We start from the raw sequence: 15,887 nt of genomic DNA on the forward strand, positions 1-15,887 counted from the left end.
GGGGGGCTGTGTTTTTTTTTACCTCCCCCGGGGGGGGGGGGGGGGGGGGGGGGGGTGGGGGGGGGGGGGGGGGGGGGGGGGGGGGGGTGGGGGGGGGGGGGCCCGGCCCCCCCCCCCCCCCCCGGTTCCCGGTACGGCGACGGGGTGAACCCCGCCCGTCACGTCGCTAGGTGTTGCTGGTGCCCCAGTCGTCCTCGCCGGTGCCGTCCGTGGTGCGCTCCCTCAGGGAACGCACCCGGCCCGAGACCGAGGCGGGGACGCGGTCGCCCACCTTCTCGCTCACGGTGTGCAGCGCCTTGCCCGCGATCTCGCGGCTCTGCTGGGCCGCGGTCTCGGCGGTGTTGCGCACCGCGGGGTTCTGCGCGACCTGGCGCATGGACTTCTTCAGCTGTTCGTAGCGCTCGCGTCCGGCCCGCGAGCCGAGCACGTAACCCAGGGCCAGTCCGGCGACGAACGTGAGCCGGTAGCGCATGACGGCCACCCTTCCCTTGCGGTCGGCATCGGTGTGGAGGGAACCGATTGGCAAAGCACCCCCCTGCTTGCGCTAATGTATGTGTCGCAGCGAGCGCACGCCCCCTGGCGAATACCCAGGTGGATGCGTTCGATGCAGAGATCAATCCTCCGTAGCTCAATTGGCAGAGCAGCCGGCTGTTAACCGGCAGGTTACTGGTTCGAGTCCAGTCGGGGGAGCTCGATCTCCTGTAGCTCAATTGGCAGAGCAGCCGGCTGTTAACCGGCAGGTTACTGGTTCGAGTCCAGTCGGGAGAGCAACGAGAGAGGGCCCTTCGGGGTCCTTTTTCATGTCCGCAGGGATCGCTCAGGGCATGCCGAAGGTCTCCTGGTCACGGCGAAGCCGACCAGCCGGAGCAGGAGATCGTATGAGCGGCTATGCTGCGGCAGACGGCGCGCACAAATGTGCGCGGCGCGCCGTAACGGGGCGGTAGCTCAGCCGGTTAGAGCAGCGGACTCATAATCCGTCGGCCGTGGGTTCGAGTCCCACCCGCCCCACCGAGCAGTGCCTGGCAGGCTCGCCTGACCAGGCACTTTGCTGGTCAGGTCGAGTCAGGGGGATCTTGAGGGCAGCCCTGGCTGCGGTTTCAAGATCATGAGGACGCGATTGAGGACGCCGCTGCCCGGCATGTCCGGCTCGCCCCTCTCGCTTCGATCTTGATCATGGGTGGGCTGCCGAGACGGCGGTCCCGTGAGCCTGAGATGAAGATCACTTCAGAGGTTGATGCTGTGCAGTCTTGGCGTCCCTGATGGGCCGGTTGGCAGCAGCCTCAGGGTCCGGCCTCCAGCGTTCCCTGACTGGTGACCGTCGTAGACCGGGTGCTGGAGGGGGACGTCGAATTCCCGGAGATCCAGCGCGCCGTCGTGTGGGTCTTGATCCTGTTGGCCCGTCACGTCTCCTGCACGGTCGTACGGTGCGCCCGACGGCTGATCCGGAGATCCCTGCACGCGTGTGAGGCGGCGTCAGTAGCCTGCTGCTGGATCATCGTGCAGGCCGATGGGCTGCAGCACGCCACGGAACGTGGCGGACAGGCTGGCGGGCCTCTGCCCCGTGGTGGCGACGAATCGGATCTACCCGCGAGAATCCTCGGCGCGATCGTGGCGTAGCTGTACCGACGCCGCAGGGCGAAGTCGTAGACCCCGATCACCTGCGGGACCCGCACCGTGGGCAGGGGCGTTCGCCGCAACATCCGCAGGGCGGAGGCGTACGGGACAGGCATGGCCGACGGCCGGGCGGACGCCCGGCCGCACAACCCGCACACCGGACGGGGAACGGCGGCATCCCGGGTCCGAGCGGTACCCCGGACTGCTTCGCCGCCGTCCGCCACATCCTTGATGAGTGACGCCGACAGCCCCGAAACGACGTTCCCGCAAGCGCGTTCGCATCATGCACGCCCAATGATCACAGGCGAGCACTTACCGTCACCACCGACTACGGAACAGACTCGAACGATTTACAGTCTCGACCGCCTCGGACCCGCACCTGGAAGGTAGGGCAAACTCAGCCGATGATGGCGACCGGAGCGTCCCAGGCGTTGCGGTCGACAGTGATGGTGTAGCCGCCCCGGGTCTCCTTGCTGTTGACCATGTACTGGTGAGCGCGGCTGTGGTTGGCGAACAGCTTGGGGTCCCAGGGCCAGTCCGCAGTGGTGGTGTTCTTCTTGTCCCACAGCGCGTACCAGAGGTTGCCGGGCAGGTCGGTCTTGTCGGTGGCCGTGGCGATGGCCTTGGCGCTGGAGCTGCTGAAGCCGTAGTAGCCGGCCCGGTAGGTTTTCGCGCGGAGGGTCTTGGTGAAGGAGCGTACGTAGGTGAGGACGGCGTCGTTGCACGCCGTGTCCGTGATGTCGTAGGGCTCCATGTCGAGGTAGATGGCGCTGCCCGTCTTCATGCCGAGCGCGGATGCCTTGGTGACGGCGTCGTTGGCGTTGGCGGCCCCGAGGGATGCCGCGGTGGAGGCGGTGAACTTCTCGGGGTTCTTGCTGGTCTGGCAGGGGGGCTGTGCGCCGACGTAGAGCGGTATGAGCTTCCAGCCGGCCGCGTTGACCGTTTTCACCCAGGACGTGGTGAGATTGGGCTGGCTGCAGCCGCGGTTCTTGCCGCCGATGTAGACGGCAGCGGCGCCGTAGAAGCCATCGGTCTTCCAGGCTTTCATCGCGGCCGCCGAAGGTGCGGTGCAGGTGTCGAAGGCGCGGCCGGTGTACGTCTTCTGAGCAGGCCAGACGGGGGCTGCCATCGAGGTCTGCGCCGCGATGCCGGCGCCGGCGACGACTAAGACGCCTGCGGCCGCCCATGCGATGTAGCGGCCTTTTCTGGACTGCTTGTGACTGGACATTCTCCACCCATTCGGATCACGGCTTACGGCTGCTTTGGGTGCGCACGGGACCCAGCGCGTGTGTTGCACCCGTTGGGGCTGGCGCTTGGCGGGCCTGTAGCGGCGCGGCATGGCTCTGGTGTTCGGAGCGTTCCGCACCTTACCCAAGATCCGGAGGTCGGGATGTCTCCGTCGATACGACAACTGGGGCCTTCCGTAAGGCGGTTGGCGGCCAGCCGACGGCCTGGGTTCGCCGAGCGGAGTGCACCTGTCGGCGTCGCGGAAGCGGGTTGGCGTCGAGAGTTTTCCTCGCTTCCGGGGCCGAGCCGGGTACTGGAGGTGTCTCGGTCCGGGTTCTACCGGTGGCGGAAGGCCGTCCCAACCCGCCTGGCGTGAGCCGGGGACGATGTCCGGCTCACGAGGCGGATCCGTGAGATCCACGAAGAGTCCGACGGCATCTACGGTGTCCCGCGTATCACCGCCGAGCTGAAGGCCGCCGGGACCGACGTCAACCACAAGCGCGTCGAGCGGGTGATGCGCCGCATCAAGGAGTTCGCGAACGTGTGTCACCGATTCGGCGTGAGCCGCTCAAGCGGAGCAGTCGGCACGAGCGCGGAACGCGCGGCCGGGCAGGAGCGAGGTCTCTGGACAGCCGTTCCCCGCTCCGCCGGTTCGGGGCATGGGCCGCTTGCCAAACGTTACGTTTCTCACAGGAGCGGGCGCGAGTCTAGTTGTCGATCTCGCGGGAAGTTGTCTCCCTTACCTGTCTTTTGCCGCTGGCTACCTTCATCTTGCCGTCGCTCTGGCGGATGAGGAATTGGCTGGTAGGAGAACCATGGGTTTAGGAGTACCAGGGCGTCCCGGGTGTGGGCGGCCGCGCTCGGGGAGAGGCTACCGATGGGTGGCCGGGGCTCTCTTGATGGCGTTACCCGTGACGTTGCTGGACGGCACCGTCCCGGCGTTTGCGGCAGAGCCGAGGACGAAGCCTGGTCACGTCACGAAGAAGGCTGCGGCCGCACAGGCCGTGGACATCGCCTCGGCCCGGGTGGCGGCGAGGCTGTCGGGCAAGCGAGTCGAGGCGCTTTCGGAACGTACGGAGACGTCAACGACGTGGGTGAACAAAAATGGTTCGCTGACGACGGAGCTGACCGCTGGTCCGATTCGCTTCAGGGACGATGAGACCGGGCAGTGGCAGGCCGTGGATGTCGGGCTGGTGCGGGCCGCGAACGGGTCGGTGGTCTCGAAGGCTCACCCGCACGGACTGCGACTGGCGGGGAAGTCGGGCACTCCGGCGAGGTCGCTGAAGGCCGCTCAGTCGGCGAAGGCCACCGATCTGGTGACATTGGGCAGCGGCGAGGACCAGATCACGCTGCAGTGGAAGGGGGGCCTGCCGGCCCCGAAGCTGGAGGGGACCCGGGCGGAGTACCCGGAGGCGATACCCGGCGCAGACGTGGTCGTCGAGGCGACCCGCACGGGCTTCGAGCAGTACGTCGAGATAAAGAAGCGCCCGGCCGTCGCCGGTGGGTACTCCTACACGCTTCCGCTGAAGGCCAAGGGCCTGAAAGTGAAGCAGTTGAAGGACGGCAGCGTTCTCTTCACCAGCAAGAAGAACAAGAAGCGGGCAGTGATGCCTGCTCCGGTGATGTGGGACTCAAGTGTCGACAAGGTTTCTGGAGAGCACACTCACAGAGCCAGGGTCGGTCTGAAGGTCGTTCAGCACAAGGGATCGGTCGACCTGGTCATCACGCCGGACGCGAAGTTCCTCGCGGATGCCGGAACACGGTTCCCGGTCACGGTAGACCCGACGACCGCTCCGCTGGGCAACGTCTTCGACACCTACGTCCAGCAGGGTGAGACCGTCGACTGGTCGAGCGACGTCGAGCTTGATCTGGGTAATCCTGGTACCACCAACAGTGACGGCACCCCGCGCACGGCGCGCTCATTCATCGGATGGAACACGACACCCATTCAGGACGCGCTGGTCACCGACGCGGACCTGTCGTTGTGGAATTTCCACTCGGGCAACGTCGACTGCCAGCCCTACCCCTGGGAGGTGTGGTCGACCGGGGCCGCGTCGACATCTTCGCGGTGGACCGCGCAACCGGCGAAGACGGCGAAGAAGGCCACCTCCACGGAGACCCGCGGCAACAGCGACTGCACGTCGGCCCCAGACGGGTGGATCAACGCCGACGTGACCACGCTGGTGCAGGAGTGGGCGTCGGCCAAGGTCACTCGCGGGAACATGGGCCTGTATGCCACGAGCGAGGAGACGACGGCGCAGTGGAAGCGGGTCAACTCGGCGAACGCCACCTCGAACCCGCCCAAGCTGGTCGTCACCTACAACTACCGGCCGCGAACCGGAACCAAGCAGGAGGCGGGGCCCCCGTACTTCTCCTACTCCGGTGCCTACATGGTGAACACCGCGACGCCGACGTTGCGCGATACCTTCGTCGATCCCAACGGTGACAAGGTCGACGGCACCTTCCAGATCTTCGACGCAGCCACCGACACCCAGGTCGGTGATGTTCTGGTCTCACCATTCGTGCCGTCCGGTCAGGTCGCCTCGGTGAAGGTCCCCTCGGGGGTCCTGACCAACGGCAAGACCTACAAGTTCCGTACCAGCCCGTTCGACGGCAGCCACTACAACGTCGGCTGGTCGGCCTGGAAGACGTTTACTGTCGACACCAACGCCCCGTCCGCACCCACAGGGATCGCGTCGACGGATTACCCGACCGACAAGTGGGTCAAGGGCGTCGGTCAGGCCGGCGTGTTCACCGTCACTCCTCCTTCGGCTGATCACAACTGGCTGGAGTGGTCGCTGGACGGCAGCACGTGGACCAAGGTCCCGACCGGAGGAGCCGGCGCCGCCAAGAGCATCTCGGTCACACCGCCGCGCGACGGCAATCACACTCTTCAGGTGCGCGCCGTCGACAAGGCCGACAACAGGTCGGAGGCTGTCGAGTACGACTTCCACGCAGGACCTGGCGGCTTCCTGGAGCCGAGCGACGGCGAGCGTACCGCGCGCCGTCTGCCGCTGGTTGCCGAAGCCGATGCCGCCAAGTACGACTCCGTGTCCTTCTCGTGGCGTCGCTCCGAGGCCGACGCATGGACCCGGATCCCAGCCGGAGACGTCACCCAGGGTGGCGCGGCCCTGACCTCCTGGCCGGTCGCGCTGACCGGGGGCAAGAACGCCGCACTGGTCTGGAACGCCACCGACACGGTCGATCCGGATGGCAGCGTCCAGATCAAGGCTGATTTCACCGGTCCCGGCAGTGCATCGGGGAGTACCGACCCTCTGGGCGTCGTCGTCGATCGCAACGCAGACAGCGCCGCGGTCGAGGCGATCGGCCCGGGCTCGCTCAACTTGCTCACGGGCGACCTGACGTTGTCCGAGACCGACGTCTCAAACCTTGGCCTTTCGGTGGAGCGTTCCGCGTCCTCCCGTACTCCCAGCGCGGCGCAGGAAGGCCAGTTGCCCATCTTCGGAAAGGAATGGGTCAGCGGCACGGCCGTGGAGTTCACGGGCTCCGACTACAGCCATCTGCGGAAGGTCTCCGACACCGCGGTGGACGTGGTGACCACCGATGGCTCTGCGGTTCATTTCACGGCGAATGCCGATCAGAGCGGTTGGGTCGCTGAGCCTGGTGCCGAGTCCCTGACCCTTCAGGGCAACGTGGCCGGGTCCTTCACCCTGCTTGATTCCGAGGGCGCCGTAACGGAGTTCACCAAGCCCACCAGCGCAACAACCTGGCAGGTCAGCAGCTCCCGGAACAACGGCTTGACTCAATCGACGACCAACGTGGAGTCCAAGACCGTCACGGTCGGAGGAAAGGAGCTCGCCCGTCCCGAGCGGGTCTTCGCTCCCACTTCCGCCACCACCGTCACGGCTTGCAAGGCCGACCCCTCCACCAAGGGGTGTCGGGTCCTGGAGTACGTGTACGCCACCTCCACCACGGCAACGGACAGTGCCTTCGGCGATTTCGCCGGCCAGGTGAAGGAGATCAGACTCTGGTCCACCGCCTCGGGGGCGGCATCGGCGACGGCCAAGGCTGTGCAGAGCTACGCCTACGACAGTTCGGGACGGCTACGGCAGACTTGGGACAGCCAGATCTCCCCGCCCTCAAGGCCGAGTACGACTACGACAGCGCAGGTCGGGTCACCAAGCTGACGCCTCCCGGCGAGCTGGCCTGGTCCTTCGACTACGGCAAGGCAGGATCGAGCAGCGCAGCGGGCGAGGGCATGCTCCTCAAAGCGTCGAGGTCCGCCCTCAAGCAGGGCACAGCTGCCACCGTGGAGGGCGAAGCAGCCACATCCGTTGTCTACGACGTGCCACTGACTGGTACAGGCGCCCCGTACCCGATGGGTGCGACGGATGTGAAGGCGTGGGGCCAGACCGACGTCGCCACCGATGCGACGGCAGTCTTTCCTGCCGACTCCGTTCCCACCACGCATGCGGGTGACTCGCTCGGATCGGGTGACTACAAGCGGGCCACGGTTCATTACCTCGGCACGTCCGGGCGTACGGTCAATGTCGCCGTTCCCGGTGGACACATCACCACCACGGAGACGGACCGCTTCGGCAACACGGTTCGCGAACTGTCGGCAGGAAACCGGGCTGTCGCCGTCGGTACGTCCGCCGCCAGCACGGCTGTCCGCAACGATCTCGGAATTTCGAACCTGCCCACGGCCGAGCGCGCGGAGTTGCTGTCCACGCGCACGGTCTTCAACGCCAAGGGCACCCGGGAAATGGAGGAGTTCGGTCCATTGCGCCGGGTCGACCTGACGGCGGACCTGAAGTCGGGCAGTACCACGCTGGTGAGCTCCGGTACGTCCGTCACGGCACGGTCCTGGGTCGTCAATTCCTACGACGACGGGCGCCCGACCGACGGCACGGCCGCGATCAAGGACCAGGTCACCAAGGTGACGACGGGCGCTCAGGTGCGTGAGCACCCGGACGTTCAGGGAGAAGCCCGAGTGGTCCAAACGGTCTACGACTGGGCGAAGGGACTGGCGGTCAAGACAGTCGAAGACCCCAACGGTCTCGCGATCACGAAGACGACCGAGTACGACGCCCAGGGGCGTGAGACCAAGGTCATCGTTCCAGGCGGCACGGGCACCGACGCGTCCAGCAGGGTCACCACCTACTGGTCTGCCACCGGCACAGGCACTTGCGCCGGTCGGCCGGAGTGGGCTGACACGGTCTGTTCCACCGGTCCTGCGGGTGCGATCAGCGGAGGCGGCTCCAACCCCTCCGCCCTGGCGGTCAAGACAATCGAGTACGACTGGTGGGGCAACCAGGCGAAGACCACGGAAACGGCCAACGGCACCACTCGAACCACCACGTTCGACTACGACTCCGCCGGGCGGGTCATCCTGGTGCAGATGACCGGTGGGACAGGTCAGGCAACACCCGAAGCCCGTACTCAGTACGACGCGGAAACCGGTCGTGCGACCAAGACCGTGTCGACCAGTGGTGGCACCCTGACCACAGTGTTCGACAAGCTGGGCCGGACCATCTCGTACACCGACGCCGACGGTGGTACCAGCACCACGGAGTACGACCTCCTCGACCGGCGGGTCAAGAGCAGCAACAACATTCCGTCCACGGTGACGTACAGCTACGACCACACGACTGAGCCACGTGGTCTGGCCACCAAGGCTGTCGACTCCGTGGCAGGGACCTTCACCGCCTCGTACGACGCCGACGGGGCCGTAGTGGCCGAGACCCTGCCCGGGGGCTACACCGCCGAGCAGACTCTCGATCCGACGGGTACTGCGGTCGACCGGACTTACCGGCGTTCCAGTGACGGGACGATCGTCCAGTCCGACACCACCACCAGGTCCATCCACGGACAGGTGACGTCGGAAGCGGAGACCACGGAACAGGTGTACGGCTACGACGCCATCGGCCGTCTGACCTCGGTCCAGGACACGGCGGACACGGTCTGCACGAGGCGCACGTACGCCTTTGACAAGCGATCCAACCGCACGTCCCTGACCTCTGCTGTCGGAACGCCGGGCCTGGACTGTCCGACCACAGGAGGCAGTACCACCACCTACGCCTACGACAGCGCCGACCGTCAGGTCAACACCGGCTACACGTACGACGCGTTCGGTCGGAGCACAGCTGTACCCGGTGGTGTGACCCTCGGCTACTACACCAATGACCGGGCGTACCAAGAGACGGTAGGCACCCAGCGCCAGACCTGGAAGCTGGACGGTTCCATGCGGATTCGCTCCTGGATCGTCGAGTCCAGCAGCGGTGGCACATGGACTCAGAGCCAGTCGAAGGTGAACCACTACGATTGCGGTTGCGACCAGCCGAGTTGGGTCGTCGAAGACACCGGTACGGGAACGATCACTCGTCATGTGAAGTCGCTGGGCGGCGACTTTGCCGCCACCACCAGCAAGACTGGCGAAACCGTGCTGCAACTCAGCAACATTCACGGTGACGTCTCGGCGCAACTGCCGTTGGACACCTCCAAGGCGCCGAGGGTGCTGGACACCGACGAATACGGCAATGTGCGTGAGAGCAGCACGCCCGTGCGGTACGGCTGGCTGGGGGCGAAGTTGCGTTCCGGAGAAACGCTCTCCGGCCTCACGCTGATGGGTGCCAGGCTGTACGACTCGACCACCGGACGCTTTCTTCAGATCGACCCGGTGACAGGGGGCGGCGCCAACGCCTACGGCTATCCTGCGGATCCGATCACCATGTACGACCTGAGCGGTCAATTTTCGTGGGGCACGGCATGGAAATATTCGGTGTGTGCTTGGTCCGTGTTCGAGTTCATCGCCGGTTTCACCGGCTTCGGGGCTTCTCTGAAGCTCAGGAGGGCAGTGAAGCTCATCGACCACGTCAGCTTCACCCGGATCAAGAGGCTCTTCAGGAATCTGAAGGGCAAGAACAGGAAGAGCTGGGCGAAAGTCGGGGGCGCCCTAGGTGGGGCCCTCGGTATCATTTTCGGACTCAACAGTCTGAAGGGTGACTGCGGGTTCCTCTGGGAGTAGCGACCCATCTGCCGCTCCGGGGAGCCATCAGGGTCCCCGGAGCGGTTCCTGCCGATTTTAAGACGAAAATGGAACGTTCCGTGACTGAACAAATATCAAGCGTACTCGCCCTCGTCGCGTTGGCGACTGCGGTGCTGACCTTGGTTGCATATTCGCTGGTTGCCCTGCGGATCTGGACGGGAAGAGATGCGCGGAGGAAGGATGTCCCTTTCCTGCATTTCACCCCCATCTCGATAGCCGCCTCCGTCCTGGGAGTTCTGATCGGCACACTGATCACGGGCTCCGTGACGGATATCGGAGTGTCCGACCTGGAAACCTTGTGGGTTCCGATCCTCTCCGGTGCCGCCGCCATGACTCTGTTGGAACTGAATGCGGCTGTGAAGGATGGGCGATCGGCCTGGCCTCGGGCAGCTGTCGCGGTTTTCTCGTTTCTTGTAGGTTTGGCACTGGCGGCTCATGGAGGTCTCGGCCTGTGAGGATGGGATTCGGTGCTCAGTGCGGTCAGTGAACCTCTTTCATCCTGTTCCTCCGGGGTGAAGTGAGCTGGTCGGAAGGCGTGGTGAGGAGGCGGGACTCCTCGTCGTTGGTGTGGTGATTCCACTCATCACACCAACGACCTGACTGACCGTTCTCTTTCTGTTCGTGTGGTCGGTGGGGTTCGAAAACGGCGCTGGTTTAGGTGGGTTGGCCTGTGGGCGCTCGGAGGGCTACTGCCGCTGGCAGATGACCGACGAGGTGCGCTATCTCGTCGACAACGGCATCAAATGGCGGGCGATGCCCGCGGACTTCCTGCCCCGGCCGCTCGTCTAAGCCTTCTTCGCCTGCTGGCGGGGCCAGTCGCCTCGCCGACTGGAGCACCCGGCATCTCAGACTCGTCCTCGAGCTCCTCGGCCAACGCCTCCAGACACTGCTCGAGGCCGATCACCCGACAGCGACGAGTCGAGGCTTCCAGGGCAGCCGCCATCCCATGTCTGACCAGCGGAATCCACACGCGAGTTCCGGAAAGAGAACGGCCTCTCGGGCGTTGGGCAAAACCGCCGAGGCGGCGTGCGCCGCCTCGGCGTCACCGTTACTGTGCTTCGGCTTCCTCGCCGAGCCGGTAGTGCTCGTGTAACGCCGATTGAGAATCGCCTGTGTGGAAATGGCTGTAGAGGCTCCGTCCCGGTTCAGAGGTGGAGCCTTTGCGCGTTGGAAGCAGAATCCGCTGCGGGTGGGTTCTGTTGCCGGCGTCGAGTTTCCGGGATCCTTCCCCGGGTCCTGGAGTCCGTCCCCATGAGGACGCGTTGGGGACGCAAGGACAGGAACAGACTGACAAAGGGCCCAGGCAACGGGCACGCTGCATGCGCTCTGAGCAGGGAAAACGTCAAGGATGAGCATAGAAGCGTAAGGGCCGCCAAGATCCTCAAAGGACTCATAATCCGTCGGCCGTGGGTTCGAGTCCCGCCCGCCCCACCAAAGAAGTGCCCTGACCTGCGAAAACTTCCCTCGGGAGGTGTCGGATCGCCAACTTCGGCTCAACGGATCGAAATCCGCTGCTCACGACTTCGGAGTGCGGCGGGGCTCTCGCTCTCCCGCGGAGCGGACGTCACGCGGACCTACGGGAACGCTGACGAGCAGAACTTGGGCCGACGAGCCGGCGACATCTCCCCGACCTCATGTTCATGACCGTGGGGACGTGTTGGGGACGCGGGGTTTCGGCGGGGTCCGTCAGCTACCGTCCGCAGGGGCTCCGTTCGGCGTCCGGGAGGCCTTCGGGTGGGACTGTTGACCGGGTTCGACCTCGACTTCGAGGAGACCGGTCGCATCGGCGCCAGGACGTGAGGGGCTGGTGGGCCGTCCGGGACCGCGCAGCCTCGGCTGCTCGCCGAAGCGGTCCCGGACGCCGGGCCGTCCTGCTGTGGCTGACCGGGTCGACGGGGAAGAAGGCCGGCAGGATGCCGCAAAAGCGGTTCGTGCCGGGCGCGAGGTCCGGGTCAGGCGACGATGACCTCACGTATGCCGGTCCCGGTCCCGGACGTCACGCTTCCCGCTTCGCGTCGATCTCGGCGATCAGGGCCTCGATGCGGGTCTTGATCTCGTCGCGGATCGGGCGGACGGACTCGACGCCCTTGCCGGCCGGGTCTTCGAGGGCCCAGTCGAGGTACTTCTTGCCGGGGAAGACCGGGCAGGCGTCGCCGCAGCCCATGGTGATGACGTAGTCGGACGCCTGGACGGCCTCGGTGGTGAGGATCTTCGGCTCGGCGTCGGAGATGTCGACGCCGACTTCCTCCATGGCCTCGACCGCGGCCGGGTTGACCCGGTCGCCCGGGATCGAGCCGGCGGAGCGGACCTCGATCCGGTCGCCCGCGAGGTGGTTCAGGAATCCGGCGGCCATCTGCGAGCGCCCGGCGTTGTGGACGCAGACGAAGAGCACGGAGGCGAGCGGGCTGGAGGACATCGGTTCTTCCTTCGTAGGTGATCGAGCGGATCGTGCGGACGACGGCGATCACGAGGCGCTGGACGGCCTCGGGCGAGAAGCGTCCGCGGTGGCGGAGGGCGAGACCGGCGATGTCGGCCGAGAGACGCTCATCCGGCAGGGCAGGGCAGGGCAGGGGGCGGGGGTGCGGTCATGGGAACCCCTTCGGGGGCGTGGGTCCCCACCTGCGTGGGGATGCGGGTCCCAGGAATCACTCCGCACTGATATCAGTATGGAGTGATGTGAAAGTATCAGTCCATGATGATGTCGGTCGACACTGATCTGATGCGGGTTCTGGCCGACCCGCTCCGGCTCCGGATCGTCACCCTGCTCGCCAGGGAGACGCTGTGCAGCACGCACCTGATCGAGGAGACGGGAGTCAAGCAGACCAACCTCTCCAACCATCTGAAGGTGCTGCGCGAGGCCGGCGTCGTCGATACGGAGCCGTGCGGCCGGTTCACCTACTACCGCCTCAAGCCCGACGTCATCGCCTCCCTCGCGGGCCGGCTCGCCGACCTGGCGGAGACCGCGCGCGCCACCGCCGAGAACGACGTCAAGCGGTCCTGTCCCTGATTCCCGCACCCTGCGGCGACCTGCAACGAGGAGTCCTGTTGACCGCCACCGAGGCCACCGAGCGCGACGGCGCCAAGGGATCCGGCGCAGCCCCTGACGGGCCCGTGCCGCAGCCCGCGCCGGGCGCCACTCCGCCCCAGGTGCCCCCGCTGATCGCCAGGGCGGCGGCCGAACTGGTCGGCACCGCGGCCCTGGTCGCGATCGTGGTCGGCTCCGGCATCCAGGCCACCGGACTGACCGAGGACGTCGGCCTGCAACTGCTCGCCAACTCCACCGCCACCGTCTTCGGCCTCGGCGTCCTGATCGCCCTGCTCGGCCCGGTCTCCGGCGCGCACTTCAACCCGGTGGTCACCCTGGCCGAGTGGTGGACCGCCCGCCGCGGCGGCGCCGGGGTCACCCTGCGCGAGACCGCGGTCTACGTACCCGCTCAGATCGTCGGCGCGATCGCCGGAGCGATCCTGGCCGACGCGATGTTCGGTGAACCGCTGGTCGAATGGTCCACCCACGACCGCTCGGCGGGGCATCTGCTGCTGGGCGAAGTCGTCGCGACCGCCGGGCTGATCCTGCTGATCTTCGGGCTGGCCCGCACGGACCGGCTGCGTTTCGCGCCCGTCGCGGTCGCCTCGTACATCGGTGCCGCCTACTGGTTCACCTCGTCCACGTCCTTCGCCAACCCGGCGGTCACGATCGGCCGCGCGTTCACCGACACGTTCGCCGGCATCGCACCCGCCTCGGTCCCAGCCTTCATCGGCATGCAGCTCGTCGGCGCTGTGATCGGGCTCGCGCTGGTGGCACTCATCTTCATGCCCGGTCGGCGCGAAGCCGAGCAGCCCACCGAATGACGCCGACAACCCAGGTCGTGGTGATCGGCGGTGGCCAAGCCGGGCTCGCCGCCGGGTATCACCTGCGCAGACTGGGCATCGAGTTCGTCATCCTCGATGCCCGGACCGCACCGGGCGGCGCCTGGCAGCACGCCTGGGAATCGCTCCACCTGTTCTCGCCGGCCCTGGTCGGCTTCGCACGGACCGCCCGTCGCTGAAAGGGGACGCACCGACGGTCGGCTCCTGCGTTCTCCCGTCAACTTCCCGCCGCCAGAGTGAGCTGTCGGCGGTGGAAATCGAAGTGCTGGGCCGGGTAGTGGTACAGGTCCGCGATGGTCATGACGTCGCGGAAGAAGGGGTCCCAGCGGGTGGGGTAGTGCATGCTCAGCGCGAGGTCGGTTTCCCGTTCGGCGTCGAGGCGACGGTGCAGGTCGGCGATGACACGGTCGAACAGCCTCCCCATCCGGCGGCGCCCGAGGACCTTCGCGCCACCCAGGGGGCCCAGGTAGTTGACGACGTCGAAGGGCCTGGTGGCAGTGTTCAGGAGGCGGGCGAAGGTTCGACCGGCTCCGTGCGGCAGTCGTCCGGAGACCCGTAGCAGGACCAGGAGGGGCCGGATCAGGACGTAGCCGAAGAGCATGTGGAACAGCAGTTGCTCATTGGTCCAGCGGGTGCCGTCGGTCGGCCGGCGCAGGTCGGCTTCAGCGGCGTTGTCGAGGAGCTGATGGAACGCCTCACGGACGCGCTCCATCTCCTCATGGACCGCCTCGCGGCCCACCGCGGACTCGCACACCGAACCCACCTCCGCTCGGGCGTGTTCAGCCCATGGTGCCCAGCATCTGCCCCATCGCGGCGACCACCGACGGCTCCACCCGGTAGTAGACCCAGGTGCCGCGCCGTTCGGAGCTGAGCAGGCCGGCCTCCTTGAGCTTCTTCAGGTGGTGGGAGACGGTCGGCTGGGAGACGCCGACGTCGGAGATGTCGCACACGCAGGCCTCGCCGCCCTCGTGGGAGGCGACGAGGGAGAAGAGGCGCAGTCGCACCGGATCGCCGAGAGCCTTGAACATCGCGGCGGTCCGCTCCGCCTCCTCGACCGTCAGCGGCCGCTCGCTCAGCGGCGGGCAGCACGGGGCCACCGTCCCGGCGGCCTCGGGTTCCAGCAGCGGCAACGCCTTCGTATTCGACATGCATCTATGTTGACATACATCGAACCAGCCAGGCGAGGGCCGGATCGGCCACCTCTGATCACCTCGCCCGGAGAGAGGATTCGATGAATGTCTATGTTGATGCTTGTCGAATCAGGTGCCATGCTGGCGGCGCAAGCCATCGACGGATGTCGAAATAACGAGGAGTCGACCGTGAACGCGCCTGTCACCACCGATCTGCCCGTCGTCGTGATCGGAGCCGGCCCCGCCGGACTCGCGGCCGCCGCCCACATGGTCGACCGCGGTCTCACCCCGCTGGTCCTGGAGGCCGGTCCCGTCGCCGGCGCGGCGGTGCGCGAGTGGGCGCACGTCCGGCTGTTCTCGACCTGGGGTGAGGTCACCGATCCCGCGGCGGAGAAGCTGCTCGCCCCGACGGGCTGGGTCAGGCCGGAGGCGGCCACCTACCCCTCGGGCGGGGACTGGGCCGAGCGGTACCTCCAGCCGCTCGCCGACGTCCTCGGAGAGAAGGTCCGCTTCGGCGCCACCGTCACCGGTGTTTCCCGGGCGGGCCGGGACCGCATCGTGGACGCCGACCGGGAGGCCCAGCCGTTCGTCGTCCACGTCACCCACGCGGACGGCCGCGAGGAGCGGCTGTTCGCCCGCGCGGTGATCGACGCCTCCGGCACCTGGACCACCCCGAGCCCGGCCGGCGCCAGCGGCCTGCCGGCCCTGGGCGAAAAGGCCGCCTCCGACCGCATCACCTACCGTGTGCCCGACCTCAAGGACCCGGCCGTCCGCGCCCGGTACGCGGGCAGGCGCACGGCGGTCATCGGCTCGGGTGCCTCCGCGTTCACCGCGCTGGCCTATCTCGCCGACCTGGCCAAGGCGGACGACGGCGCGGGCACCAAGGGTGTCTGGATCCTGCGGCGGGGCATCTCCGGTTCCACCTTCGGCGGCGGCGAAGCCGATCAGCTCCCCGCCCGCGGTGCCCTGGGCCTCGCCGCGAAGGCCGCCGTCGACGACGGCCACGCCGACGCGGTCACCGGCTTCCGCACCGACGCCGT

General features: G+C 66.9%; 10 protein-coding genes, 3 tRNA genes and 4 pseudogenes. 11 read left to right on the forward strand and 6 right to left on the reverse strand.

The features are described from left to right. Window positions 1–166: 166 nt before the first annotated feature. Window positions 167–472: a YtxH domain-containing protein gene (locus ACFW6B_RS09820; protein ID WP_386593887.1), complete on the reverse strand. Its 306-nt coding sequence runs from the start codon at window positions 470–472 to the stop codon at window positions 167–169. Between the two features lie 145 nt (window positions 473–617). Here ACFW6B_RS09820 and ACFW6B_RS09825 point away from each other — a divergent pair. From ACFW6B_RS09825 to ACFW6B_RS09835, 3 genes are all read left to right on the forward strand, one after another. Then, window positions 618–690, forward strand: a tRNA-Asn gene (locus ACFW6B_RS09825). Between the two features lie 5 nt (window positions 691–695). Beyond that, a tRNA-Asn gene (locus ACFW6B_RS09830) sits at window positions 696–768 on the forward strand. A gap of 166 nt (window positions 769–934) precedes the next feature. Then, window positions 935–1,008 (forward strand) — tRNA-Ile (locus ACFW6B_RS09835). A 596-nt stretch (window positions 1,009–1,604) separates the two neighbouring features. Here ACFW6B_RS09835 and ACFW6B_RS09840 read toward each other — a convergent pair. Continuing rightward, a pseudogene (locus ACFW6B_RS09840) lies at window positions 1,605–1,862 on the reverse strand (hypothetical protein); the annotation flags it as partial. Window positions 1,863–2,011: 149 nt separating this feature from the next. Beyond that, a complete protein-coding gene (locus ACFW6B_RS09845; RefSeq protein WP_386593889.1) occupies window positions 2,012–2,842 on the reverse strand; it encodes a glycoside hydrolase domain-containing protein in 831 nt (276 codons plus the stop codon). Between the two features lie 306 nt (window positions 2,843–3,148). Between ACFW6B_RS09845 and ACFW6B_RS09850 the strand changes: the two are divergent. The 4 genes and pseudogenes from ACFW6B_RS09850 to ACFW6B_RS09865 form a co-directional block, all read left to right on the forward strand. Further along, window positions 3,149–3,361 (forward strand): annotated as a pseudogene (locus tag ACFW6B_RS09850) (IS3 family transposase); the annotation flags it as partial. 379 nt (window positions 3,362–3,740) lie between these two features. Continuing rightward, a pseudogene (locus ACFW6B_RS09855) lies at window positions 3,741–9,562 on the forward strand (RHS repeat-associated core domain-containing protein); the annotation flags it as partial. Between the two features lie 347 nt (window positions 9,563–9,909). After that, window positions 9,910–10,305: a hypothetical protein gene (locus ACFW6B_RS09860; RefSeq protein WP_386593890.1), complete on the forward strand. Its 396-nt coding sequence runs from the start codon at window positions 9,910–9,912 to the stop codon at window positions 10,303–10,305. A gap of 208 nt (window positions 10,306–10,513) precedes the next feature. Continuing rightward, window positions 10,514–10,639, forward strand: a complete 126-nt coding sequence (locus ACFW6B_RS09865) for a hypothetical protein (RefSeq protein ID WP_386593893.1) — start codon at window positions 10,514–10,516, stop codon at window positions 10,637–10,639. A gap of 1,207 nt (window positions 10,640–11,846) precedes the next feature. Here the strand turns inward: ACFW6B_RS09865 and ACFW6B_RS09870 are convergent. Then, window positions 11,847–12,266 (reverse strand): arsenate reductase ArsC, encoded by a 420-nt coding sequence (locus ACFW6B_RS09870; RefSeq protein WP_386593895.1) that lies wholly within the window; start codon window positions 12,264–12,266, stop codon window positions 11,847–11,849. Between the two features lie 276 nt (window positions 12,267–12,542). Here ACFW6B_RS09870 and ACFW6B_RS09875 point away from each other — a divergent pair, with 276 nt between their 5' ends. The 3 genes and pseudogenes from ACFW6B_RS09875 to ACFW6B_RS09885 form a co-directional block, all read left to right on the forward strand. After that, window positions 12,543–12,857: an ArsR/SmtB family transcription factor gene (locus tag ACFW6B_RS09875; RefSeq protein ID WP_386593896.1), complete on the forward strand. Its 315-nt coding sequence runs from the start codon at window positions 12,543–12,545 to the stop codon at window positions 12,855–12,857. 38 nt (window positions 12,858–12,895) lie between these two features. Beyond that, complete coding sequence (locus ACFW6B_RS09880; protein WP_386593898.1) at window positions 12,896–13,699, forward strand: aquaporin; 804 nt, start codon at window positions 12,896–12,898, stop codon at window positions 13,697–13,699. Then, window positions 13,696–13,863 (forward strand): annotated as a pseudogene (locus tag ACFW6B_RS09885) (FAD-dependent oxidoreductase); the annotation flags it as partial. The gene ACFW6B_RS09880 and the pseudogene ACFW6B_RS09885, both read left to right, overlap by 4 nt. Before the next feature lie 71 nt (window positions 13,864–13,934). On the opposite strand, the gene ACFW6B_RS09890 reads toward ACFW6B_RS09885, so the two are convergent. Both ACFW6B_RS09890 and ACFW6B_RS09895 read right to left on the reverse strand, forming a co-directional pair. Then, complete coding sequence (locus ACFW6B_RS09890) at window positions 13,935–14,471, reverse strand: DinB family protein (RefSeq protein WP_386593900.1); 537 nt, start codon at window positions 14,469–14,471, stop codon at window positions 13,935–13,937. A 25-nt stretch (window positions 14,472–14,496) separates the two neighbouring features. Continuing rightward, the gene (locus ACFW6B_RS09895; RefSeq protein WP_386593902.1) at window positions 14,497–14,865 is read right to left on the reverse strand and encodes an ArsR/SmtB family transcription factor; all 369 of its coding nucleotides are present in this window, start codon (window positions 14,863–14,865) and stop codon (window positions 14,497–14,499) included. A gap of 171 nt (window positions 14,866–15,036) precedes the next feature. On the opposite strand from ACFW6B_RS09895, the gene ACFW6B_RS09900 reads away from it, so the two are divergent. Continuing rightward, a partial coding sequence (locus ACFW6B_RS09900; protein WP_386593903.1) for an NAD(P)-binding domain-containing protein occupies window positions 15,037–15,887 on the forward strand: 851 nt, incomplete at its 3' end.

The organism is Streptomyces sp. NPDC058751 (genome assembly GCF_042746485.1).
Lineage (GTDB): Bacteria > Actinomycetota > Actinomycetes > Streptomycetales > Streptomycetaceae > Streptomyces.